The 23,106-nt window shown below is 60.9% G+C and carries 23 protein-coding genes and 1 tRNA gene; 11 read left to right on the top strand and 13 right to left on the bottom strand.

Annotation, left to right across the window (positions count from 1 at the left end; genetic code table 11):
* Positions 1 to 189 precede the first annotated feature (189 nt).
* Positions 190 to 1,122: a FecR family protein gene (locus ACMQ11_RS08485; protein WP_418992334.1), complete on the bottom strand. Its 933-nt coding sequence runs from the start codon at positions 1,120 to 1,122 to the stop codon at positions 190 to 192.
* Positions 1,123 to 1,308: 186 nt separating this feature from the next.
* Here ACMQ11_RS08485 and ACMQ11_RS08480 point away from each other — a divergent pair, with 186 nt between their 5' ends.
* On the top strand, positions 1,309 to 1,929 hold the full coding sequence (locus ACMQ11_RS08480; protein ID WP_418992333.1) for an RNA polymerase sigma-70 factor: 621 nt from the start codon (positions 1,309 to 1,311) through the stop codon (positions 1,927 to 1,929).
* 127 nt (positions 1,930 to 2,056) lie between these two features.
* Here ACMQ11_RS08480 and ACMQ11_RS08475 read toward each other — a convergent pair whose 3' ends face one another.
* On the bottom strand, positions 2,057 to 2,536 hold the full coding sequence (locus ACMQ11_RS08475) for a D-Ala-D-Ala carboxypeptidase family metallohydrolase (RefSeq protein ID WP_418992332.1): 480 nt from the start codon (positions 2,534 to 2,536) through the stop codon (positions 2,057 to 2,059).
* A gap of 166 nt (positions 2,537 to 2,702) precedes the next feature.
* On the opposite strand from ACMQ11_RS08475, the gene ACMQ11_RS08470 reads away from it, so the two are divergent.
* Both ACMQ11_RS08470 and ACMQ11_RS08465 read left to right on the top strand, forming a co-directional pair.
* Positions 2,703 to 2,780, top strand: a tRNA-Pro gene (locus ACMQ11_RS08470).
* 307 nt (positions 2,781 to 3,087) lie between these two features.
* Positions 3,088 to 4,428 carry a GLUG motif-containing protein gene (locus tag ACMQ11_RS08465; protein WP_418992331.1) on the top strand — a complete coding sequence of 447 codons (1,341 nt, stop codon included), beginning with the start codon at positions 3,088 to 3,090 and terminating at the stop codon, positions 4,426 to 4,428.
* Between the two features lie 101 nt (positions 4,429 to 4,529).
* On the opposite strand, the gene ACMQ11_RS08460 is transcribed toward ACMQ11_RS08465, so the two are convergent.
* Complete coding sequence (locus ACMQ11_RS08460; protein WP_418992330.1) at positions 4,530 to 5,603, bottom strand: TIGR04133 family radical SAM/SPASM protein; 1,074 nt, start codon at positions 5,601 to 5,603, stop codon at positions 4,530 to 4,532.
* A 3-nt stretch (positions 5,604 to 5,606) separates the two neighbouring features.
* The gene (locus ACMQ11_RS08455) at positions 5,607 to 5,906 is read right to left on the bottom strand and encodes a hypothetical protein (RefSeq protein WP_418992329.1); all 300 of its coding nucleotides are present in this window, start codon (positions 5,904 to 5,906) and stop codon (positions 5,607 to 5,609) included.
* Positions 5,907 to 6,046: 140 nt separating this feature from the next.
* Between ACMQ11_RS08455 and ACMQ11_RS08450 the strand changes: the two genes are divergently transcribed.
* From ACMQ11_RS08450 to ACMQ11_RS08440, 3 genes are all read left to right on the top strand, one after another.
* On the top strand, positions 6,047 to 6,247 hold the full coding sequence (locus ACMQ11_RS08450) for a cold-shock protein (protein ID WP_418992328.1): 201 nt from the start codon (positions 6,047 to 6,049) through the stop codon (positions 6,245 to 6,247).
* Positions 6,248 to 6,386: 139 nt separating this feature from the next.
* The gene (locus ACMQ11_RS08445; protein WP_418992327.1) at positions 6,387 to 7,622 is read left to right on the top strand and encodes a 6-phosphofructokinase; all 1,236 of its coding nucleotides are present in this window, start codon (positions 6,387 to 6,389) and stop codon (positions 7,620 to 7,622) included.
* Positions 7,623 to 7,680: 58 nt separating this feature from the next.
* Positions 7,681 to 8,547, top strand: coding sequence for a hypothetical protein (locus ACMQ11_RS08440; protein ID WP_418992326.1), 867 nt, complete (start codon positions 7,681 to 7,683; stop codon positions 8,545 to 8,547).
* 50 nt (positions 8,548 to 8,597) lie between these two features.
* On the opposite strand, the gene ACMQ11_RS08435 is transcribed toward ACMQ11_RS08440, so the two are convergent.
* Complete coding sequence (locus tag ACMQ11_RS08435) at positions 8,598 to 9,107, bottom strand: SLOG family protein (RefSeq protein WP_418992325.1); 510 nt, start codon at positions 9,105 to 9,107, stop codon at positions 8,598 to 8,600.
* Positions 9,108 to 9,177: 70 nt separating this feature from the next.
* Between ACMQ11_RS08435 and ACMQ11_RS08430 the strand changes: the two genes are divergently transcribed.
* Together ACMQ11_RS08430 and ACMQ11_RS08425 are read left to right on the top strand one after the other, a co-directional pair.
* A complete protein-coding gene (locus ACMQ11_RS08430) occupies positions 9,178 to 9,390 on the top strand; it encodes a YtxH domain-containing protein (protein WP_418992324.1) in 213 nt (70 codons plus the stop codon).
* A 13-nt stretch (positions 9,391 to 9,403) separates the two neighbouring features.
* Positions 9,404 to 9,730 carry a hypothetical protein gene (locus tag ACMQ11_RS08425; RefSeq protein WP_418992323.1) on the top strand — a complete coding sequence of 109 codons (327 nt, stop codon included), beginning with the start codon at positions 9,404 to 9,406 and terminating at the stop codon, positions 9,728 to 9,730.
* 104 nt (positions 9,731 to 9,834) lie between these two features.
* On the opposite strand, the gene ACMQ11_RS08420 is transcribed toward ACMQ11_RS08425, so the two are convergent.
* Positions 9,835 to 10,389: an NADH peroxidase gene (locus tag ACMQ11_RS08420; RefSeq protein ID WP_418992322.1), complete on the bottom strand. Its 555-nt coding sequence runs from the start codon at positions 10,387 to 10,389 to the stop codon at positions 9,835 to 9,837.
* Positions 10,390 to 10,521: 132 nt separating this feature from the next.
* Complete coding sequence (locus ACMQ11_RS08415) at positions 10,522 to 11,451, bottom strand: DUF5106 domain-containing protein (RefSeq protein ID WP_418992321.1); 930 nt, start codon at positions 11,449 to 11,451, stop codon at positions 10,522 to 10,524.
* A gap of 198 nt (positions 11,452 to 11,649) precedes the next feature.
* Here ACMQ11_RS08415 and gadC point away from each other — a divergent pair, with 198 nt between their 5' ends.
* On the top strand, positions 11,650 to 13,224 hold the full coding sequence (gadC, locus tag ACMQ11_RS08410) for a putative glutamine/gamma-aminobutyrate antiporter GadC (protein WP_418992320.1): 1,575 nt from the start codon (positions 11,650 to 11,652) through the stop codon (positions 13,222 to 13,224).
* A 7-nt stretch (positions 13,225 to 13,231) separates the two neighbouring features.
* The gene (gene glsA / locus ACMQ11_RS08405) at positions 13,232 to 14,215 is read left to right on the top strand and encodes a glutaminase A (protein ID WP_418992319.1); all 984 of its coding nucleotides are present in this window, start codon (positions 13,232 to 13,234) and stop codon (positions 14,213 to 14,215) included.
* A gap of 75 nt (positions 14,216 to 14,290) precedes the next feature.
* Here the strand turns inward: glsA and ACMQ11_RS08400 are convergent, their stop codons facing one another.
* The 6 genes from ACMQ11_RS08400 to ACMQ11_RS08375 all read right to left on the bottom strand — a co-directional run bounded on the left by ACMQ11_RS08400 (position 14,291) and on the right by ACMQ11_RS08375 (position 20,893).
* On the bottom strand, positions 14,291 to 16,015 hold the full coding sequence (locus ACMQ11_RS08400; RefSeq protein WP_418992318.1) for an acyl-CoA dehydrogenase family protein: 1,725 nt from the start codon (positions 16,013 to 16,015) through the stop codon (positions 14,291 to 14,293).
* 95 nt (positions 16,016 to 16,110) lie between these two features.
* The gene (locus ACMQ11_RS08395; protein WP_418992317.1) at positions 16,111 to 17,130 is read right to left on the bottom strand and encodes an electron transfer flavoprotein subunit alpha/FixB family protein; all 1,020 of its coding nucleotides are present in this window, start codon (positions 17,128 to 17,130) and stop codon (positions 16,111 to 16,113) included.
* Between the two features lie 15 nt (positions 17,131 to 17,145).
* On the bottom strand, positions 17,146 to 18,024 hold the full coding sequence (locus tag ACMQ11_RS08390; protein ID WP_418992316.1) for an electron transfer flavoprotein subunit beta/FixA family protein: 879 nt from the start codon (positions 18,022 to 18,024) through the stop codon (positions 17,146 to 17,148).
* A gap of 188 nt (positions 18,025 to 18,212) precedes the next feature.
* A complete protein-coding gene (locus ACMQ11_RS08385; RefSeq protein ID WP_418992315.1) occupies positions 18,213 to 19,478 on the bottom strand; it encodes an adenylosuccinate synthase in 1,266 nt (421 codons plus the stop codon).
* Between the two features lie 465 nt (positions 19,479 to 19,943).
* Positions 19,944 to 20,552: a leucine-rich repeat domain-containing protein gene (locus ACMQ11_RS08380; protein WP_418992314.1), complete on the bottom strand. Its 609-nt coding sequence runs from the start codon at positions 20,550 to 20,552 to the stop codon at positions 19,944 to 19,946.
* Positions 20,553 to 20,560: 8 nt separating this feature from the next.
* Positions 20,561 to 20,893: a hypothetical protein gene (locus tag ACMQ11_RS08375; RefSeq protein ID WP_418992313.1), complete on the bottom strand. Its 333-nt coding sequence runs from the start codon at positions 20,891 to 20,893 to the stop codon at positions 20,561 to 20,563.
* Between the two features lie 139 nt (positions 20,894 to 21,032).
* On the opposite strand from ACMQ11_RS08375, the gene ligA reads away from it, so the two are divergent.
* Positions 21,033 to 23,063: an NAD-dependent DNA ligase LigA gene (gene ligA / locus ACMQ11_RS08370; RefSeq protein WP_418992312.1), complete on the top strand. Its 2,031-nt coding sequence runs from the start codon at positions 21,033 to 21,035 to the stop codon at positions 23,061 to 23,063.
* Positions 23,064 to 23,106 lie beyond the last annotated feature (43 nt).

The raw sequence follows: 23,106 nt of genomic DNA, 5'->3' as shown, positions 1-23,106 counted from the left end.
ACTGTTTTATTCATACTTTTGTAAAGTTAAGTAATGGGTACTTGAGTACTGAAATTCAGGCTGTCTGTTACTTTCCTGCGGATGGTGGGCATCCGCAGGTTTTTTTATACCGGCAGCACTGTTGAGATGGGTTGCTTGGGTTCTATATCATAGGCAGTCGCATTTAGGGATTATCGATAGTTTTTTCCATCATCGGATGGTGATGGTATTGTTCATTTCGTCCTTTTCATAGGTGAAATCGATCGAATGTTGCAGGACGCGCAGCGCATGGTCGATCCCGTCCGCAACCCGCACCTTGCCGCGCGAGTAACCGGTCTTGGGAAGATCGGCGCGCTCGATGATTATCTTCACGCCGAAAGCCTTTTCGAAGCGCGACATGAGCGCATCGAACGCCAGGCCGCCGAAGCTGACCTGTCCGTCCAGCCAGCACAGCGCCGCCGGGTCCTGCCGGTTGTCCAGCGTGAGCCGTCCGTCCACGAGGTTGACCACCTCGTCGGGGTTCATGATGATGACATCCCGCTCGTCGGAGCGGTTGGTCACCTTGACCCGCCCCTGCAAGAGCATGGTCGAGAAGAGGTTGCTGCCGGCGTCGGCCAGCACGTTGAAGCGCGTGCCCAGCACCTCGACCTCCGAAGCGAACGTCTCGACGATGAACGGGCTGCGGCTGTCGTGGACGACCTCGAACAACGCTTCGCCCGCCAGCTTCACGCGGCGTTCGCCCTTGGCGAAGACGGCCGGATACTCCATGCGGGTATCGGCATTGAGCCACACCTGCGTGCCGTCGGGCAGCACCATCCGGGCCCGCTGCCCGGCGGGGGTCTCCAACACGGCCAGCTGTCCGCTGAGCGACTCGAATGTCTGCTGGCGGATGAAATAGCCGGTGCCGAGCATCAGCACGACGGCGGCAGCCACGGCGGCGGCATAACGGCCGATCCGGCGCCAGGCAAGCATCCCCGAGAGCAGATGCGGACGCCCATAGAGCACGCTGCCCTCGAAGATGAAACGGGCGGTTTTATACTGTTTGGCGTTCTCCACCGGGTCATCCTCCAGCCACTGCCCGATCCGCTGCTCCTCCTCGGGCGTCGTCTCGCCCCGAAAGTACTTGAATAATAAGTCGATCATATTTTTCATTTTCTGTTGCTGTATATATATGTTGCACACCGAGGGGCGGGTTGACCCCCTCCGTGTGCAATTAAATTTATTTAATAATCGAACCGGCCTCATACGCACCCGGACGATGGAAAAAACCGATCATTTCGATGTCATAAAAGGTCATATACGTGCATTCCTATCGGGAATTGCAAAATAATGGTTATCTTTGATCGACGCAACCAGCATACGATGTATCCGCAAGGCCATATTACCTCCGACCTCTTCGACCGCCTCTATTCCGATTACAAGCGGAAATTCACGGTCATAGCAAGGTCTTACGTTCACGACGACCACATCGCGGAGGACCTCGTGACGGACAGTTTCGTCTACTACTGGGAGAACCGCGAGCGGTTGCAGCTGGAAAACAGCCCGCAGGCCTACATTCTGGGCATCGTCAAGAAAAAGTGCCTGATGTATCTGCGCGATCAGCGAATCCACCAGAAAGCACAGCAGACGATCTACAAGTTCGCCCAGTGGGAGTTGCAGCAGGACATGGCCGTGCTGGAGGATTGCGAACTGACCAAGCGGCTGTTCACCAGCGAGGTGGCGGCCATATTCCGGTCACGGCTGGTCTCGCTGCCGGAGATCACCCGCAAAGTCTACCTTTCCCACCGCGACGACAACCTCACCTACCAGGAGATCGCCCGCAAATACAACCTCTCGCAGCGGCAGGTACACCGCGAAATGCAGCGGGCGCTCGGTTCGCTGCGCATCGCGCTCAAGGATTATCTTCCGCTCATTCTGATCGCCGCCGTCGTGCTGCGCGACCGGCCCTGACCCACTTCACAAGAAAAGGGCGGAGCCGCACGCCCCGCCCTTTCGGCAAAAAAAAGAAGCGAAAGCCGCACGCCTCGCTCCTTACGGTAAAAAAAGAAGCACCTTTCGATGCTTCCGCATTTCGGATTCAACTCATCGGATAGTACTGCCCGCGCCGCATCGAGAGCAGCTGGCGGCGCTGGCGGCCGTCGCGGTTGCGGAAACCCACGTGCATCCAGCGCGGCAGGCCGTCGGCCCCCTCGTCCTCGGAGATCAGCTGGTCGAAAGGGTGCGTGGCGAACCACTCGCGGCAGAAGCGCTTGAACTCCCGCATGCGGCCGTTCGACGGAACCAGGTCGAAAGCATACCCCACGCAGTGGGCCGAGGTCGTGCTGCCGCCGACGGCGGCGTTGAGCCGGAACCCGCGGTAGCCCGACGAGATGACGATCCCGGCCTTTCCCAGCAGATTGCGCTCGCAGAAACGCTCCCACTCCCCGCGCAGCGGATCCAGACAGAGGATGATCGACTCCTCGATATGACGGCGGTGTTCGTCGGTCGGCGTATTGTCGATGCCGAGTTTAAGGGCCGTTGCCGAACGCAAGGCTTCGTCCATAGTGAAATAACGCATGGGACAATAAGTTTAGGTCAGGGACAATATACGAAATTCAAGTCCGAAATGCAAGAAAAAAGCGAAAAAGGTTTCGGCGCGAGTAGCTATTTTTTGCGAAAATTATTTTGTCGTTTCGGTTTTTCGACGTATCTTTGTGCGCTCTTGAAATCCTAAGAGCTTTGTTCGGGGTGTAGCGCAGTCCGGTTAGCGCGCCAGCTTCGGGAGTTGGAGGTCGCTGGTTCGAATCCAGTCTCCCCGACCAATAAAAAAAGAGTGCATGATCGATGCACTCTTTTTTTATTGGTCGGGATAAACCCGACTTATATCGACAATCCCTCCAAACCTCCCTTTGATAAGGGAGGCTTTCATTACTACATATTCGTCTAACGCATCGGGCTGCAAGCGATTTCGCCGCAAACGGTTTGTCCCGAAATGGGCTCACGGGGCCGGGAATCGGTCGCAAATGTTGAAATGTGTCCGTTCTTCGGGCGGCAGCCGCTATTTTTGATCCCGTGAACAGATGCAAATCAGGCTTCCCTTATCAACAAATCAAATTAAAAAAAGCAACCATGAAACGAATTTTCTCATTTCTCCTTTTCGCAGCCCTCGTCCTGCCCGCAGGCTGCTCGAAAGACAACGGCGGCGAAAACCCGCCCCCTCCGACCGCAGCGACCTGGGACGGCATCTCGGTCACCGAGCCGGAGGACCTCGATGAAACGGCCAAAACCGCTACGATCATGCGGGCCTCGGACCTGGCCTGGCTCTCGCAGCAGAGCAACGCGAGCGTCGAAAACACGTTCGACGGCTGGGTCTTCACGCTCGGCAAGGACCTCGACCTGGGCGGCAAACCGTGGAAGCCGATCGCGCAATGGTTTACGACCAACCCGGTGGTATTCAAGGGGACGTTCGACGGGACCAACCACACCATCAAGGGGCTCAACGTGGACACGCCCGATCAGATGAACAGCGCCCTGTTCGGTCTGGTGCAGCGCAGCACGATCCGCAACGTGCGCGTCGAGGGGTCGGTGCGCGGCAAAAAACAAGTGGCCGGCATCTGCGCCAATGCGCAGGAGGGGTCGCTGATCCGGCACTGCCTGTTCGAGGGCGTAATCCAGGGCACAACCGAAGCGGAAGCCAATCTGGGCGGAATCTGCGGATGGGTCGAGAACGGGACGACAGTCATCAACTGCCACAGCAAGGCGACCATCGAGTACGGCGGAAACGCAAACTGCTTTGTCGGAGGCATCGCAGGGTTCGTCCGCGCAGGAGCGCTGGGAGAAAGCTATATCCACGACTGCTCGTTCGCGGGCAAGTTCGAAGAGAGCGTGGCGATCAGCAGCCAGAAATACTGTTTCGGCGGTATCGTCGGCTCAATATCCGGAAGCACGGTCACCGGATGCAAGAATACCGCCGACATTTCGATCGGGGCCGCGAATTCGACCGTTCATATCGGCGGCATCATCGGCGTGATTACCTCGCCGCCCATGCAGGTCTACGGTTGCTACAACACCGGGGCGATCACGAACAACAGCAAGAGCGGTTATACCGGCGGCATAACCGGCGAGGCGCAGCGGGGCAATAATGACAGCGAATACAGCCTGTTTTTGTCCTGCTACAATACCGGCGTAGTCTCCCCTGCACCCGACGAGATCTTCGAGGCACAGGCTCAGGGCAAAGATGACGGGAATTTCGAGATCGTCTTCTGGAGTCTTCTCACGCACCGGTCGGATTGCTATTATACGGCAGCGGACAAACCGCTACTGACGGGCACGCAACGTTTCTCGGCTACCGAGTGGCCGCAAGCGGACGATCCGGGATGGAAGATCGGAAACGATCCGGGCGAGGGGAAATTCTGGAAGAGCCTCGGAACCCCAGGCACTACCAACTACCCGGTGCTCCACTGGGAATAGGTCCCGCTAACTTATTCAGCCTTTCGCGGGCCTTGAACCCCTGTACATGCGAATGTGCAGGGGTTTTCCGGCAGGCGTGCCGAAACGGACCGGCCACCCTTTCAGAGCCGCTTGTAGTGGCAGTAGAGCAACTCCCCGTCGTCGCCCCGGAGGTGCATTCCGCCGCCCAGGCAGTAGCGGAACATGCGGCAGTCGGCACACGCTCCGCGGCGCGCCCAGTCGCGGTTGCGGAACGGCTCGAAGCGGTTTTGCCACACCTCCCAGAAATCGTCGCGGTAGATGTTTCCCTGGTGGTAGTCGGCCCGGATCGAGGTGCAGCCCGAGATGGCGCCGTCCGCACGGATCGAAGCGATCGAAACCCCGGCGGCACACTGGTAGAACCGATCGCGGACCTCGGCCTCGTAGCCGCCCAGAAAGCCCTCGCAGGCGTAGCTGGCGTCGATGCGCCCCTCCAGTCGGGTGCGGCGGATGAAATCGAGCAGCCGACGGAACTCGCCATCGGTCATTCGGAGCGTCGGATCGTCCTTGGCCCGCCCCATCGGGAAGATCGAGAAGAGCCGCCACGCACGCACCCCCTCGGCGATCAGCATGTCGCGGAACGCCTCCAGCTGCGGCACCAGCGCTCCGGTCACGCACGTCACCACATCGTAAGTCAGCCCCGGCTCGCGGACCACGCGGCGCACGGCTTCGAGCGCCCGGTCGTAACTTGCGGGGTTGCAGCGGATGCAGTTGTGCTCGCGCTCGAAGCCGTCGAGGCTGATCGAGATGCTGGCCAGCCCCGCATCCACGAGGCTTTGCAGCCGTGCGTCCGTGAGCGCCATGCCGTTGGTCACCATGCCCCACGCATACCCGCGGCGCGTGACCTCCGCACCGGCCCGTTCCAGGTCGTCGCGCAAGAGCACCTCGCCGCCCGAGAAGATGAGGAGCACCTCCGACGGGTCGACATGGGGCGTAATCTGTTCGTCCAAAACTTTCAGGAAATCGGCCAGGGGCATGTCCGCGACGGCGGGATCGACCCGGCAGTCGCTCCCGCAGTGGCGGCACGCGAGGTTGCACCGCAGCGTACACTCCCAGAAGAGCGTATCCAGGCGGTGCTCCCTTACGGTCGCACGGTAGAGATCGGAGAAAATATCGAGGGCCAGTCTTTTGCGCAGCCCCAGCCGGCGACCGGGCATGGATCAGCGGTCGGCGGGTTTGGTCCCCACCGCCTCCGAAAGCGAATCGGGCTCGGGACGCTCGGCTACGGGGTCCACCTCCGAGAAGCGGCTGCGTCGGAGCGAGTCCGCACGGGGCGTCCGCACGCCGTACATCGCCACGATGCGGGGCCGGTCGCCCGTGCCCCAGGCCGGTGCCGTCGCCGTGTCGGATTGCGGCCGGGGATCGGTCTGGCCTTTCGAGGGCGCATTCTTCACCGTGGAGCAGGCCGCGGAAAAGCCCAGCAGGGCCGCCAGTGCAAGTTTCAGTTTTTTCGTCATCATACCACGCATGTTAGGTCCCGAACGATGAGACAAATATAACAATTTTTCGCAGAAGACGAAAAAACATGCCAAAAAGTTTTGAGAACCAAGGTTTTTTACCTTACTTTGCCGAACACAATTAACACTTTAATTCTTTTTTTATGAAAGGTCAAGTAAAATGGTTCGATAGCAAGAAAGGCTACGGATTCATTACGGGAGAGAACGGCAAAGAGATTTTCGTTCATTTCTCGGGTATCGTAACGGATGGTTTCAAGTCGCTCAACGAGGGTCAGGCGGTCGAATTCGAGGTCGGCAACGGCGCGAAAGGCGAGCAGGCCGTGAACGTAACTGTAGTTGAGTAAACTATAATTACCACGTTTCCAGCCAAGGGAGGTCCTCACGACCTCCCTTTCTCTTGCCCGTTTGAAAAAATTGTCGTACTTTTGGCCATCCGAAATTGGAATTACCAAGGTTCAAACACAATAAACCCCAATCGAAACCATGAAAGAAGCTATTGCAATTCTGACCGGCGGCGGACCGGCACCCGGCATGAACACCGTGGTGGGCAGTGTCGCCAAGACTTTCCTGAGGAAAGGTTACCGCGTAATCGGCCTGCACGAGGGCTACACCGGCCTGTTCAACCCCTCGCCCCGCACCGTGGACATCGACTACCCCATGGCCGACGGCATCTTCAACCAGGGCGGATCGTTCCTCCAGATGAGCCGGTTCAAACCCAAGGACAGCGATTTCGAAAATAATTTCAACCTCAAGTTCTTCACCGACAACAACGTCAAGCTGCTCGTCACGGTCGGCGGCGACGACACGGCTTCGACGGCCAACCGCATCGCCAAGTTCCTCGAGGCGAAGAGATACCCCATCGCCAACATCCACGTGCCGAAGACCATCGACAACGACCTGCCGCTTCCCAAGGGCACGCCGACGTTCGGTTACGAGTCGGCCAAGGACAAGGGCGCCGTCATCGCCCGCGCCGTCTACGTCGACGCCCGCACGAGCGGCAACTGGTTCGTGCTGGCCGCCATGGGCCGCTCGGCCGGGCACTTGGCGTTCGGCATCGGCGAGGCGTGCCACTACCCGATGATCGTCATCCCCGAAATGTTCGACCAGACCGAGATCACGGTCGAAAAAATCGTCAACCTCGTAATCTCGTCCATCATCAAGCGCAAGCTCATGGGCATGGACTACGGCGCAGCGGTCATCTCCGAGGGCGTGTTCCACTCGCTATCGGACGAGGAGATCCGCAAGAGCGGCGTCCATTTCACCTACGACGACCACGGACACCCCGAGTTGGGCAAGGTCTCCAAGGCGCACATCTTCAACGAGCTGATCGAAAAGAGGGTCAAGGAGCTGGGCCTCAAGGTCAAGAGCCGTCCGGTGGAACTGGGCTACGAAATCCGTTGCCAGACGCCGATCGCCTACGACCTGACGTACTGTTCGGAACTGGGTCTGGGCGTACACCAGCTCTTCGCCGAGGGCAAGACCGGCTGCATGGTCTACGTCGACTCGGAGGGCAACGTCAACCCGCTCTACCTCAAGGACCTGCAAGACCCCACGACGGGCAAGATTCCGCCCCGTCTGGTCGACATCCGTTCGGACAAGTTCACGGCCGTCGTCGAGAACATCCTCAACGCCATCACGCCCGAGGATTATGAAGCGGCCAAAAAGTACGTCCCCAACCCCGAGGAGTACGATTTCCACAAGATTCTCTGCTGGAAATAGACCGCATCCGATCGACAAAGCCCCGTCCGCGAAAGGCGGGGCTTTTTCATTCCCTGCCATGAAAGAGACAGAAAAATTCGCTCCCCCGACCGAAACCGCCGCCGACTCGACGCCCATCGCCATCGCAAACGAACTGGCCGAAGCCCGCAAAAACCTGCTGGCCGGAGCGGCGTGGTGCCTGGGCGGCCTGGCGTTCTCGTTCGGTTCCTACTATTTCACCCAGGCCGGAGGCCGCTATTTCGTCGCCACGGGCGCCGTGATCTGGGGCGCCGTTCAGGCCGGAAAAGGGCTTTTGTCCTGGATGCAGATTCAACGCCGCAACGGCCGCTTCGCCGCCCTGACGGGCATGGCGGCAGCGGCGGCCTGCGGCCTTGCGGCCGTGGTCTGCCTGCTGCTGCTCTCCTCGCAGCTCGGGAGCGGCAGCCAGGCGGAGCGGCTCGACGAACCGCAGCGCTACACCCTTTCGGAAGCGGGCCTGCGCATTGTCATTCCCGCAGGTTTCACGGCTTTCGAGGTCGATCGAATCGCCGAAACCGACTCGACCTGTGCGCAACATTTCCTGTATACGCAGGACGATCTGTGGGAGATGAACGTGACAATCGTCGAGGGGATGCTGGATGGCGCAGAGCGGATCGAGGACATCCTCGGTTTCGTCCGGCAGCGCGATTCGCTCTTCTACACGGGCGGCGGCGTCACGCCCGCCCATCCGACCACCTGTTGCGGACGCGAGATGCTGTGCAGCGAGGGGCGTCACAAGGAGCATCCCGCCCGTCTCTTTACGCGCCATCATATTCGCATCGGGCAGTCGCTCGTCACGGCCACGCTGGTCTATCCGATGGAACTGCGAGGAACGGCCGAAGCGCTCCGGCGTACCGGGGAGCTGCTTGCCGGCATCGAATCGACCTCCTCCGGCGGCGCATCCTGAATTTCGAGCGATCGCAAGTAAAAAGACGGCTTCCGGCCGTCTTTTCTCTTTCAGAAGAGTTCGCCCTGCACGGGCTGCACGCTCAGGCGAACGGCTGGATAGAGGTTCAGGACCGTACGTCCCCGCCGGAGCGCACGCCGCACGGTATCGCGCGTGCCCCCCGCGGAACCGTCGTACCACGCCACTACGAGCGACGCCTCGCGCACCAGGTAGTCGTTGCGCACGGCATAGCACCCGCGGTGAAAGGCCGGAGCGAGGACCAGCCGCTCGTCGGCAGCCTCCAGCACGCGCTCGAAACGCTCCCGGTCGGCAGGCGTAAAGCGTGCCTGCTGCCCCTCGAACGGCACTACGGCAATCAGTTGCAACCCCTCGAGGCGCTCGCGGCACCCCAGGACCGCTTCGGCCGCCGCCAGGTCGAATCCGGCGGCCATGCCGCTCAGAAAGCGCCTGCGTCCGGCGGCGTACAACTCTTCGACCAGACGCGTCAGTTCCTCGCGTATCTGGTCGGCATAGGTCCGGTGTCCGGTGAACGAAACGGTTATTTCGGGATTGCTGCGCACGGCGGCAAAGATAGCACTTTTTGGCGCGGACTTTGCACTTGCACTACCGAATTTTAAATCTTCAACTGTTATGAAACATTCTGCAAGCTGTTTTACTACTTTTCTCGGCGGCGCACTGGTAGGTGCCGCACTGGCCATGCTCTTCACGCCCAAAAGCGGCCCCGAGGTACGCGAAGACCTCCGCAATCTGGCCGACAAAGGAACGCGCAGGCTTAAAAATGAAATTGACAAGATTCATTGCGAGTGCGACGGTCTTGACTGCGATTGCGACAAGGACGCTTAAAACGCAGAAGCCGATGAAAGAGAACCGGAAATCGGGCGGCAGCTTCGTCATCCCGCTGCTCCTGTTCATCTTCTCCGCCATCATTGCGACGCTGCTGATTATCTATGCGTTCGTCATGTGGCTCGCGGAGCTGACGGGATCGGTGGCCGTAGCCGGGCTTATCACGGGAGGTTTCTTCATCGTGCTCTCCGCACTGATCTATTTCCTCTCCGTACGCCGCGAGCTGGAGGAGATTCTCGACCGGCTCGACACGGTTTACGAGGTGGCTTCGCGCATCAAGGAGGCCTACGCCTGGCTCTCGGAATTCTCCTTCTTCTCGCTCTTCCGCCGACACAAGTAGTCCCGCAACCGAAAAAAGCCGCTGTCCCGTACAGCGGCTTTTTCATCGAACCGCCCCTGCCGCTCGATGTGCGGCAGGGGCGGTTCGCGCTTGCGGCTTCGCGGCTATTTGCCGAAGAAACGCTTGTAGAGCCCCTCGAAGCCCTTGCCGTGACGGGCCTCGTCCTTGGCCATCTCGTGTACGGTGTCGTGCACGGCATCGAGGTTCTGCTCCTTGGCCATGCGGGCCAGACGCATCTTGTCCTCGCAGGCACCGCACTCGGCGTTCATGCGCTTTTCGAGGTTGGTCTTGGTGTCCCAGACCACCTCGCCGATCAGTTCGGCGAACTTGGCGGCATGCTCGGCCTCCTCCCACGCATAGCGCTTGTAGGCCTCGGCGATCTCGGGATAGCCCTCGCGGTCGGCCTGGCGGCTCATGGCCAGGTACATGCCCACCTCGGTGCACTCGCCCATGAAGTGGTTCTGGAGGCCCTCCCACAACTCGGGGCTGGAGCCTTTGCCGTCGCCGATCATGTGGACCGTGACGAAATCGAGGTCCCCCTCCTGCTCGACCAGTTCGACGAATTTCTCCTTGCCGACCTTGCACATCGGGCACTGCTCGGGTGCCTCCGCTCCTTCGTGAATGTACCCGCACACGGTACAACGCCATTTCTTTGCCATAATCTTGTCTGTTTAGTTAGATAGTGAATGTTCTGTTTGTGGTACAAAGATAGCAAATCGGGATCAATTCGGTATAGATTGCTTATTGTCTTTTCTGATGGTTCGATAGGTAGAACCTATATCGTGCAGGCCTCAACCGCGGCGGTCGATCACCTCTTCGATATACCCTACGTCGGTGGAGTCTTTCACCAGCACGCGCTTCTCGCTGTCCAACAGGTAGAGGGCCGGAATGGCCGAGAGGTCGTACGAGTTCGTCTCGCGCACGACGCACCCCTTGTCGTAGCCGTTGATCCAGCTCGCCGGAATCTTCTCGCGGTAGGCCCTCCATTCGGTCAGGTCCTCATCGGGATAGAGCGCCACCACTTTCAGCCGCCCGCGCTCGATCATCTCGGTGAGCATCGGCGAGGAGACGATCTGCTCGCGGATCTCCTTGCAGAGGGCGCAGCCGGGGTTGTTGATGAAAACGAGCACATATTCGGCCCTGACGCCGTAGAGCGTCCCCGTAGCGCCCGACGCCAGCGTGTAGCGGAAATCGTTGGCCCGCTCTCCCAGGCGGTTCTGCATCGCCGTCTGCAACTCGTATTCGGGGCCGAGGCGCTCCCACTCGTCGTACCACGGACTGGCGAGCTGGGCCCGGAGGACCGGTATGTAGAATTCGTCGTTGCGCAGCGGGGAGTTGGGGTCGTGGAGCACCGTCGCGCTCAGGAAAGCGAAATAGTCGAGCATCGGACGCGATGCGGCGGCCCGGCGCATGAGCGAGTCCATCGGCGCGCCGTCCGTCGGACGCGAGGCCAGAATCGCCGCGTAACGGGCGAACGCCTCGGCCATCATCAGCGTGTCGGCCTCGCGGATGAAGAGCGTGTCCGCGAAATCGAAGCGGTCCCAGTAGTGCCAGCGCAGGTAGTCGATCTTCTCCTCGTCGGAAAGGGCCGAGGGGGCGATGGCCGGCAGGAATACCCGCGCCGGTGCGGCCGGCTCCGCGGCGGGACGGGACGAGGGCGTGCGGCGGCCGCACGCGACGAGCGCAGCGGCAGCGCACAGGATGAGCAACAGACGAGACATAGGCATCGAGTTTACGCCCCGCGGATCGAACGGCCCGCAACCGTGCAGGGCGTTCATCCGGGGATGGGTTTATCCGGGAGCAAATATACGCTTTTTCGTCAACATTCGCGCCGTGAGGGGGTTAAAAGAGCGTTCAGCAGCTGATTTGCACGGTAGTTGCACCGCTCGCAGGCGTTAAAAAAACCAAATTCACACATTATGGATGTAAAGAAAACTACCACAAGCACCGGGTTCAAGCTGAGTGTGATGACACTCGCCATCATGAACGTGACGGCCGTCGTGAGTCTTCGGGGACTGCCCGCCGAGGCCGTCTACGGGCTCTCGTCGGCATTCTACTACCTCTTCGCCGCCATCGTGTTCCTCATCCCGACGGCCATGGTGGCCGCCGAACTGGCCGCCATGTTCTCCGACAAACAGGGCGGAGTATTCCGCTGGGTCGGCGAAGCGTACGGGGCCCGCACGGGCTTCCTGGCCATCTGGCTGCAATGGATCGAATCGACGATCTGGTACCCCACGGTACTGACGTTCGGCGCCGTGTCGATCGCTTTCATCGGCATGAACGACGCCCACGACGCCACGCTGGCCTCGAACAAGGTCTTCACGCTCATCATGGTGCTGGCCATCTACTGGGTGGCCACGTTCATCGCCCTCAAGGGCCTGGGCTGGGTCGGCAAGATCAGCAAATGGGGCGGCATGATCGGCACGATCATCCCCGCCGCGCTGCTCATCATCCTGGGTATCATTTACATATCGACCGGAGGTCACAACAACATGGACATGTCGCAGGGCTTCTTCCCCGACCTGTCGAAATTCAACAACCTGGTGCTGGCCAGCAGCATCTTCCTCTTCTACGCCGGTATGGAGATGATGGGTATCCACGTGATGGACGTCAAGAACCCGTCGCGCAACTACCCCAAGGCCATCATCATCGGTTCGCTCGTCACGGTGCTGATCTTCATCCTGGGCACGTTCTCGCTGGGCCTGATCATTCCGGCCAAGGACATCAGCCTCACGCAGTCGCTGCTGGTGGGCTTCGACAACTACTTCAAGTACCTGCACATCTCCTGGGCCGGGCCGATCATCGCCATCGCCCTGATGTTCGGCGTACTGGCCGGCGTACTGACGTGGGTGGCCGGTCCTTCGAAAGGTATCTTTGCCGTGGGCAAGGCCGGCTACCTGCCTCCGTTCTTCCAAAAAACCAACCGCAACGGCGTGCAGCGCAACATCCTGCTGATCCAGGGCTGCGTCGTCACGCTGCTGGCGCTGCTGTTCGTGGTCATGCCGTCGGTGCAGTCGTTCTACCAGATTCTCTCGCAGCTCACCGTGCTGTTGTACCTGATCATGTACATGCTCATGTTCTCGGCCGCCATCGTGCTGCGCTACAAGATGAAAAACACGGCCCGTCCGTTCCGACTGGGCAGGGGCAACGGCCTGATGTGGTTCCTGGGCTGTCTGGGTTTCCTGGGCGCGCTGCTGGCTTTCGTGCTGAGCTTCGTGCCGCCCAGCCAGATCGCTACGGGCAGCAACACCGTCTGGTTCTCGGTGCTCATCATCGGCTGCGTGGTGGTGGTCGGCGCACCGTTCGTGATCTACGCCATGCGCAAACCCTCGTGGAAAGACCCCGAGGCCGCCGCACAGTTCGCTCCGTTCCACTGGGAGCATCGGCCCGTAACCGCCGCCACGGCCGCCGCCACGGCCGCAACCGCTACGACCGTCAAGGCCGACCCGCAGCCGGGCGCCAAACCCTCGTCCACCGAACTGCACAACAAATAACGAAGCGATGATACAGAAAATCGACAAACAGGCGGTTCAGGAGGCTCTGGAAATGGCCTACGACCGCTGCAAGAACGAAACGGGCGGCAAGAACGCCGACTACATCCCCTACCTGGCCAACGTCCCCTCCGACCTGTTCGGCATCGCGGCCTGTCTTCCCGATGGCGACGTGGTCGCGGTAGGCGATGTCAAATACCGCTTCGGCATCGAATCGGTGTCGAAAGTCCCCACGGCCATTCTGGCCATGAACCAGTACAGCGGGGAGGAGGTATTGCAGAAGATCGGCGCCGACGCCACGGGGCTTCCGTTCAACTCGATCATGGCGATCCTGCTGGAAAAGGACCACCCCTCGACCCCGCTGGTGAACGCCGGCGCCATTTCGGCCTGCTCGATGATCCGCCCTACGGGCGACAGCCAAGGCAAGTGGCAGGCGATCGTGGAGTTCATCGCCGACCTGGCGGGTTCGCCCGTCGAGGTGATCGACGAGTTGTACAAATCGGAGACGGCGACCAATTTTAACAACAAGTCAATCGCCTGGCTACTGAAGAATTATAATCGCATTTACGACGATCCCGACCTGGCGCTGGACATCTACACGCGCCAGTGTTCGATCGGCGTGACGGCCGTGCAACTGGCTGTCATGGCGGCGACCATCGCCAACGGCGGCGTGAACCCGATCACCTGCAAGCCCGTCTTCAAACCCGAGCTGGCGCCCAAGATCACCTCGATGATGGCCACCGTGGGTTTCTACGAGCATACAGGCGACTGGCTCTTCCAGACGGGTCTTCCGGCCAAGACGGGTGTCGGCGGCGGCATCATGGGCGTGGTGCCGGGCGTCATGGGCGTGGCGGCGTTCGCCCCGCCGCTCGACGAGGCCGGCAACTCGGTCAAGGCGCAGAAAGCGCTCGCATACATCTCGCTGCACCTCAACATGGGGGTCTTCGGCACCACGCGCTGCGTGATGGAGGAAAAAGAGCCGGCCCGGGCGTAAAAGCCGAATCCGGCCGAACGAAAAGGAGCGCAGCCCGCCTGGGTTGCGCTCCTTTCTTCCTGCATGGACTGCGGACTATTCCTGCGCGACGGCCCGGAACAGCTCGACATCCTCGAGCGTGGAGTTCATCACGCAGGTGTGCGCCTCGGCGATCTTGCCCTCGGCCAGTTTGCAGAAGATGCGGGCCGATGCGGCATACTCCTCGGGGCACTCTCCGGCCTGGCGTGCCAGGAGGTAGGTGATGATAATATGTCCTGCGGTCTCGACCAGCCGGCGGGCGTGGAAATCCTTGAAGCCTGCGAGCTCCTTGTCCCCGGCTTCGACGTGCGCCGTCATTTCGGTGAATTTCGCCGTCAACTCTGCGAGCTTGTCGACCACGGGCTGCATGGGCTCGGAGTAGCTCTGGGCGGCGTAGCGCCCGATCTGCTCCAGGAATGTGCCTTTGGTGACGGCGTTGATGGCCGCCACGACCTGCAACTGCGAGGTGCCCTCGTAGATGTTCATGATGCGCGCGTCGCGGTAGAGCCTTTCGCACGGGTAGTCTTTCATGAAGCCCGAACCGCCGTGGATCTGCACGGCGTCGTAGGCCAGCTGGTTGGCGTATTCCGACGAGAAGAGCTTCACGAGCGGGGTGAACCCGTCGGCCAGGCGGTTGTAGAATTTCATCTCCTGGCGCTCTTCGGCTTCGAGCGGTCGTTCGTGCGAAATATGGCCGTACTGCTTGTAAATCTCGACGAAGCGCGTGGTCTCGTAGAGCAGTGCGCGGGCGCCCTGCAACTTGGCTTTCATGTTCGAGAGCATCTCCGAGACGGCGGCGAAGCGGATGATCGGCTTGCCGAACTGCTCGCGCTCGTGGGCGTATTTGAGGGCTTCGCGGTAGGCGGCCTCGCACGTGCCGACCGACTGCGCGCCGATCCCCAGACGGGCGGCGTTCATCAGCGACATGACGTACTTGATGAGGCCCATCTTCCGGTCGCCGACCAGCTGGGCGGGGGCGTTCGTAAAGACCAGCTCGCACGTGGGCGACCCCTTGATACCCATCTTGTTCTCGATGCGGCGCACCTTCACCCCGCCGTCGCGCTTGTCGTAGACGAGCATCGAGAGGCCGCGGGCGTCGGAGGTACCCTCCTCGGTGCGGGCCAGCACCAGCGACACGTCGCCGTCGCCGTTGGTGATGAAGCGCTTGACACCGTTCAAGAGCCAGGTCTGCCGCTCCTCGGACCACGTGGCCTTGAGCATCACGGCACCCAGGTCCGAACCGGCGTCCGGCTCCGTGAGGTCCATGGCGCACGTGGCGCCGGCCGAGACCCACGGGAGGAATTTCTGCTTGATCTCCTCCGAGGCGAACTCGTTGAGCGTCTCGGCGCAGTCCTGCAAGCCCCAGATGTTCTCGAAGCCCGCATCGGCGCGCGCGACCATCTCATTGGCCATGACGAAGCAGACGAGCGGGAAATTCAGCCCGTCGTACTTGCGCGGCAGCGTCATGCCGCTCAACCCCGCATCGACGATGGCTTTCATATTCTCGACCGTGCCCGAAGCGTACTCCACATGATCGTTCACTACGCGCGGACCCTCGTGGTCGACCTCCTCGGCGTTGGGTGCGATCACCTCGCCGCACACCTCGCCGGCGATCTCCAGCACGCGGCGGTAGGAGTCCATCGCATCCTCGAAATCCTGCGGTGCATAGTCGTAGAGCGCCTTTTCGGCGAAATTGCGCTCTTTCAGCTCCACGATCCTGCGCATCGCGGGATGCTGGAGGTGGAACTGCAAATCCTTGTTATCTGAAAAGAAATTAGCCATATTTTTTCCTCGTTTGTTTCGTTTTCCGAAGAGCCCGTTTCCCGCAGGCCCGACCAGCGACGCATGCGACAGGGAAAGCGCTTCGGAGACCGAAACTATTTCGAATTCTGTTTGTAGTACTTGATCATCTTGGGGATCACCTCGCCCACGTCGCCCGTGATGGCGTAGTCGGCGATTTTGCAGATCGGCGCCTCGGGATCGGAGTTGATCGAAATGACCATCGCTGACTCCTCCATGCCCGCCGTATGCTGGATCTGGCCCGAGATGCCGCAGGCGATGTAGAGCTTGGGACGCACCGTGACGCCGGTCTGACCGACCTGCCGCGCATGGTCCGTGAAGCCCGCATCGACCGCCGCGCGGCTGGCGCCGACCTCGGCGCCCAGCACGTCGGCCAGCTCGTGCAGGAGGCGGAAATTCTCTTTCGAGCCCATGCCGTAGCCGCCCGCCACGATGATCGAGGCACCCTTGATGTCGATCTTGCGCTCCTCGATCTGGCGGTCGATTATCCGCACCGCCAAGTCGGTATCGCTGACGAATTTGCGCCAGTCGATCCGCTTCACCTCGCCGCGGCCCGGCGTCGGGGCGTACTCCTTGCGCATCACGCCCTCGCGGACGGTCGCCATCTGGGGACGGTGGTCGGGGTTGACGATCGTGGCGATGATGTTGCCGCCGAACGCCGGACGGATCTGGTAGAGCAGGTCCTTGTATTCGGTGCCGGTCTTGGGGTCCTTGTGGTCGCCGATTTCGAGCTGCGTGCAGTCGGCCGTCAGGCCGCTGTACAGCGCCGAGGAGACGCGCGGCGCGAAATCGCGGCCGATGCAGGTGGCGCCGAACAGGGCGATCTGGGGTTTCTCCTCGCGGATCAGGCCGCACATGACGGCCGTATGGGGCAGCGTGCGGAACGGGGCGAAAACCGGGTCGTCGGCCACCCAGACGGTGTCGGCACCGTATTTGGCCAGCTCCTTTTCGATGCCCGCGAGGTTCTCGCCCAGCACCACGGCGTCGAGCTCGACACCCAATTTCGAGGCCAGTTCGCGGCCCTTAGTCAGCAGTTCGAGGCTCACGTCGGCAATCCGGCCCTCCTCGATTTCGATATATACGAAAATGTTGTTCATCTTTTCAAAAGCGCGTTAACCGAGCGTATGGCTCGCAATGAGTTCGACCATCAGTGAATTCATCTCCTCGTCGGACGCCGTGAGGCGCTTGGCCTCCTTGGCCTGAAAGACCACGTTCTCGATCTTCTTGACCTTGGTGGGCGAGCCTGTGAGACCCAGCTGCTGCTCGTCGGGATCGACGTCGGCGGCGGTCCACTCGACGATCCGAAGCGCCGGTTTGGACGCCGCACGCACGGCGGCCGGCGACTGGGGATCGGCGGCGATCTCCGATGCGGAAAGCGCCCCCTTGTAGGTCATTACGCGCTTGGCGTTGCGCGGACGGCACTCGGGAGCCGAGGCGTTGACCGTAATGACCGCCGGCAGCGGGCACTCCACGGTCTCGGCGCCGTTGCCCAGACGCCGCTTGATGACAAGCGATGCGTCTTTGATTTCGACGATCTCCTCGGCATAGGTCACCTGCGGCAGTCCCAGTTTTTCGGCCACTTGGGGACCGACCTGCGCCGTGTCGCCGTCGATGGCCTGGCGGCCTGCGACGATCAGGCCGGGCTGAATCTTTTTGAGGGCGCACGAAAGCGCGTAGGAGGTGGCCAGCGTGTCCGAACCCGCGAATTTGCGGTCGGAGAGCAGGTAACCCCCGTCGGCGCCGCGGAACATGGCGTCGCGGATGATGTCGGCGGCGCGCTGCGGACCCATCGTCAGGATATGGACCGTGGAACCCGGGATGCGGTCCTTGAGCGAGAGGGCCATTTCGAGCGCATTGAGGTCTTCGGGGTTGAAGATGGCGGGCAGTGCCGCGCGGTTGACCGTACCTTCCGGGGTCATCGCGTCCTTACCCACGTTGCGGGTATCGGGCACCTGCTTTGCCAGAACAAGAATTTTGAGGTTTTGTAGCATTATAGATATGTGTTAACGATATTTGTCTGCGGTATATCTGTCGGTGTCGTAGTCGCGTTCCGCCGCGTATCCGATTCTGACCCTCCCCTAAATCCCCTCCTCGGAGGGAACTCGTCGCATCGCGGCCGGAATGCGGATGTAGATCACTCCCTACCCGATAATTCTTATTTTTTAATTCTTAATTTTAATTACCGTACAATGGTCTCCCCCCGGTCGGGGCCGACCGAAATGATCTTGACCGGGACGCCCGTTTCGCGCTCGATGAACTCGACGTAACGCCGGAACGCCTCGGGGAACTCCTCGTAGCGGCGGCAGGTGCGCAGGTCGCACTGCCACCCCTCGAATTCGGTGTAGACCGGGCGCAGGTCGTCCGTTACGGTGTAGGGGAACTCCCCGGTGCGCCGGCCGCCGATCTCGTAGGCCGTGGCCACGCGGATCGTCTCGAACGTGTTCATCACGTCCGATTTCATCATGATGAGCTGCGTGACGCCGTTGATCATGATCGAGTACTTGAGCGCCACCAGGTCGAGCCATCCGCAGCGGCGGCGGCGTCCCGTGACGGCGCCGAACTCGTGGCCGATCTCGCAGAGCCGCTCGCCCGTCTCGTCGAACAGCTCCGTGGGGAACGGTCCGCTGCCCACCCGCGTGCAGTAGGCCTTGAAAATGCCGTAGACCTCGCCGATGCGGTTGGGCGCCACGCCCAGCCCCGTGCAGGCCCCGGCGCAGACCGTGTTCGAGGAGGTGACGAACGGATACGATCCGAAATCGACGTCCAGCAGCGTACCCTGCGCCCCCTCGGCCAGGATGCTCTTGCCCTCGCGCAGCGCATCGTTGACGAAATACTCGCTGTCGATGATCCGAAAACCCTTGAGGTATTCGACGGCTTCGAACCACTGCTTCTCCAGTTCCGCAATGTCGTATTCATAGCCCAGGCTGCGGAGAATCTTCTCGTGGCGCGCCTTGGCCTGGGCGTAGAGCGTGTCGAAATCGGGGCTCAGCAGGTCGCCCACGCGCATGCCGTTGCGGCTCACTTTGTCCGTATAGGTCGGACCGATGCCCTTGCCCGTGGTGCCGATCTTCGCACTGCCTTTGGCCGCCTCGTAAGCCGCATCGAGGATGCGGTGCGTCGGGAGGATCAAGTGGGCTTTCTTCGAGATCGAGAGCTGCCGCTTCAGATCGTGCCCGCTGCGGGCCAGCTCTTCGGCCTCGGCGCGGAAAAGGATGGCGTCCAGCACCACGCCGTTGCCGATGATATTGGTCTTGCCGCCCTGGAAAATTCCCGAGGGAATCGAGCGGAGCACGTATTTCTCGCCGTTGAATTCCAGGGTGTGTCCGGCATTGGGGCCTCCCTGGAAACGCGCCACGACCTCGTAGGAGGGCGTCAGCACGTCCACGACTTTCCCTTTGCCCTCGTCACCCCATTGCAGGCCGAGGATAACGTCAACTTTTTTCATTGTTTGCGGTTAAGTTTTATGCTGCAAAAGACATTTTTTGCATCCAAAGATACAAAAAGAATTAAAAATGAAGAATTAAAAGTTAAAATTTAACCGCTATCCCGGCCCGCACGGCACATACGGCTTCGCGCCCGGTGCGGAAACCGGGGCTGCATGCTGCGTGTTTGCGCCCGGATGGAGCGGTCGGAGCGCCTTGCCGGGGAGGTCGGCGGGATCGGCGGCCGGGGAAGAGCGCCGGAACCGAAACAAGGTCCCGGCCAGGAGGGGTTCTGCCAGAGCGCGCGCAGACCAGGGCGAACAGTGTCGTCCCGAGCGAGCAGCGCGGGAACCGAAACATAGGCCCTGCGAACCGGGCACTGTTCCGGCCCGGCAATTCCCGTCGACGCACCGGGCTTCGGAGCCGGATAAAAAAGCAGCCGGGCGATCCTATGCATAGGATCGCCCGACCGGTTTTCAACCGCACGTTCAGCGCAGGATCAGCTGCGTGGGCCCGTCGAAATCGATGCTTTGCTGCGCCAGGCAGTAGACCGTCGTAAGGTCGGGATTGCTGCGCGTATCGGCACGGAGCACCAGCGAACAAGCCGATACGTCGAGCGTCGTGAGCAGGTTGTGTGCGCAGTCGAGCTGCGCGAGCGAGGAGTTGGATTTCAGGTCGAGCCGCGTCAGCAGGTTATCGCTGCAATCGAGCGATGTCAGCCCGCGCAGTCCGTTTATATCGAGCCCGAAAAGGCGGTTCGAACTGCAATCTATCGTGCGCAGCAGGGTGCAGTTCGCCAGATCGAGCTGTTCGAGGAGGTTGTCGCTGCAATCGAGCCGTTCCAGGCGCGTGAACTCCCCGATCACATTCATCCGGGCAATACCGCGGTCGGGACAGTCGATCGCCCGCACGTGCTGCGCCTCGTAGCGCGAGATGCGGCCGTCGTGGTCGGTGTCGAAAGCCTCGAGGCAGTAGGCCTCGAAAGCCGGATCGGAAAATGTGAGGTAATTTCGCTTGTTCCGCTCGTCGCGCTCGCTCTCGGCCAGGCCGCAGGCGGTCGCGCAGAACAGCAGAAGCAGGGAAAGGAAATATCGCACGGCCGGGGTCAGATATTGACCTCGTCGTCCGCGTCGCCGCCCCCATCCTGGCTGCCGTCGTCCTGGATCTCGTCGGCACCCTTGATCTCGTCGTCGTAGTAGTCCTTGTCCTCCTCCTCGTGGGGATTGTCGTCCACCTTGACATCGATCTTCACCAGATAGGCCACCTCGTCCGTATCGAAAGGAACGGCATAGAAAAAATCGCCGCTGGGCTTGTCCACGCGTATCATCGCATCGACGAATCCGAGCGGATACTTTCCCTTTACAGCCTCCTGCATTTCCGCCGTAAGATTGTGGAAACTCGTAACGATATGTTTCTTCGCGGTATTCTGTTTGGTCATGATAGTAAGCACGAAATTTTCTGCAAGTATACGCAAAATTTGCATATCGCACCACATCCGAAAATTTTTTTTGCATTTTTTTTGAATTTACTCTCCGTTCCGAACAAATTATGTACCTTTACAATGCTATACCTGTCCTATGATACGACAAAGAATCGAAAATCTGCGCCGGCAGCTCGAACTGCATAACTTCAAATACTACGTCGAAAACGCCCCCGAAATTTCCGATTTCGAATTCGACACGTTGATGCACGAATTGCAGGAGCTGGAGCGCGCCCACCCCGAATATGCCGACCCCAACTCCCCCACGGTCCGTGTTGGCAGCGACCTGACGGCCGAATTCGAAACCGTCCGCCACCGCTACCCAATGCTCTCGCTCTCGAACACCTACTCGCTCGACGAGCTGCACGAGTTTCTGGAGCGCATCGAGCGGGAAGCCGGACCGACGGACATCGTGTGCGAACTGAAATTCGACGGCACGGCCATCTCGCTCACCTACGAGCACGGGCGGCTCGTGAGGGCCGTGACGCGCGGCGACGGCGTCCAGGGCGACGACGTAACGGCCAACGTCCGCACCGTGCGCTCGGTGCCGCTCATCCTGCGCGGCAGCGACTGGCCCGACTATTTCGAAATCCGGGGCGAAATACTCATGCCCTACGCCTCGTTCGACAAGATCAACGCCGAGCGCGAAGCCGCCGGCGAGCCCCTCTTCGCCAACCCCCGCAACGCCGCCGCCGGCACGCTCAAGCAGCAGGCCTCGTCCGTGGTGGCGCGCCGCGGGCTGGACTGCACGCTCTACCAGCTCTCGGGCGACGACCTGCCGTTCGAGACCCATTCCGAGAGCCTGGAAAAGGCGCGCGAGTGGGGCTTCAAGGTTTCGGACAAAATGCGCATCTGCCGCACGGCGTCCGAAATCGACGACTACATCGCCTACTGGGACCGGGCGCGCCGCGAACTGCCGTTCCCGACCGACGGCGTGGTCATCAAGGTCGACAGCTTCGCCGTCAGGCGCCAACTGGGATTCACGGCCAAGGCGCCCAAGTGGGCCGTGGCCTACAAATTCAAGGCCGAAGAGGCGCAGACGCGCCTGACGAGCATCGACTTTCAGGTCGGCCGCACGGGGGCCATCACCCCCGTGGCCAACCTCGAACCCGTCCTGCTGGCCGGTACCACCGTGCGGCGCGCCACGCTGCACAACGCCGAGCAGATGGCCCTGATGGACATCCGCCCGGGCGATCTGGTCACGGTCGAAAAGGGGGGCGAGATCATCCCCAAGATCACGGGGGTCGATCTTTCGCAGCGCCCCGCCGACAGCCGCCCGTTTCGCTACATCACCGTCTGTCCCGAGTGCGGCACGCCGCTGGTGCGCTACGAGGGCGAGGCCAAGCACTATTGTCCCAACCAGAGCGGCTGTCCGCCCCAGATCATCGGCCGCATCATCCATTTCATCCGCCGCCGGGCCTTGGACATCGAGGGGCTGGGCGAAGAGACCGTCGAACTGCTCTACGAGAACGGCCTCGTGCACGACATCTCGGACCTCTACGATCTGCGGGCCGGGCAGCTCGCACCCCTCCCGCGGCTGGGCGAAAAGTCGGCCGAAAACATCATCCGTTCGATCGACCGCTCCCGGGAGGTGCCTTTCCAGCGCGTGCTCTTCGGCTTGGGCATCCGCTTCGTGGGCGAGACGACGGCCCGCTACCTGGCCGACCATTTCCGCTCGCTCGACGCCCTGATGCAGGCCACGCGCGAGGAACTGACCGAGGCCGACGAGGTCGGGGGACGGATCGCCGACGCCATCATCGACTATTTCGCCGACGAGGAGAACCTGCGCATCATCCGCCGGCTGCGCGCCGCGGGCCTTCGGTTCGAGTCCGAAGCGCGGCAGCTGGCCTCGGAAAACCTCCGCGGCAAGAATTTCGTGATCTCCGGCAAGTTCACCGACCACAGCCGCGACGAGCTGAAAGAGCTGATCGAACTGCACGGCGGCCGCAACCTCTCGGCCGTCTCGGCCAATGTGGATTACCTCGTCGCGGGCGAGAACATGGGACCCGCGAAGCTGAAAAAGGCCGAAAAACTCGGCATAAAGATCATCTCCGAACAGGAGTTCGAAGCTCTGATCGCCGACGGGACTCCCATCGCGGAACAGCCCGCTCAGGGTTCGCTGTTCTGACAAAAAAAAGCTATCTTGCACCTCGAACCATACTATGAAGAAA

The sequence above is a fragment of the Alistipes sp. genome (assembly GCF_048465575.1).
In the GTDB taxonomy this organism is placed as follows: Bacteria; Bacteroidota; Bacteroidia; order Bacteroidales; family Rikenellaceae; genus Alistipes.
The sequence above is the reverse complement of the archived record's forward strand: the minus strand, read 5'-3'. Positions and strand labels throughout refer to the sequence as shown.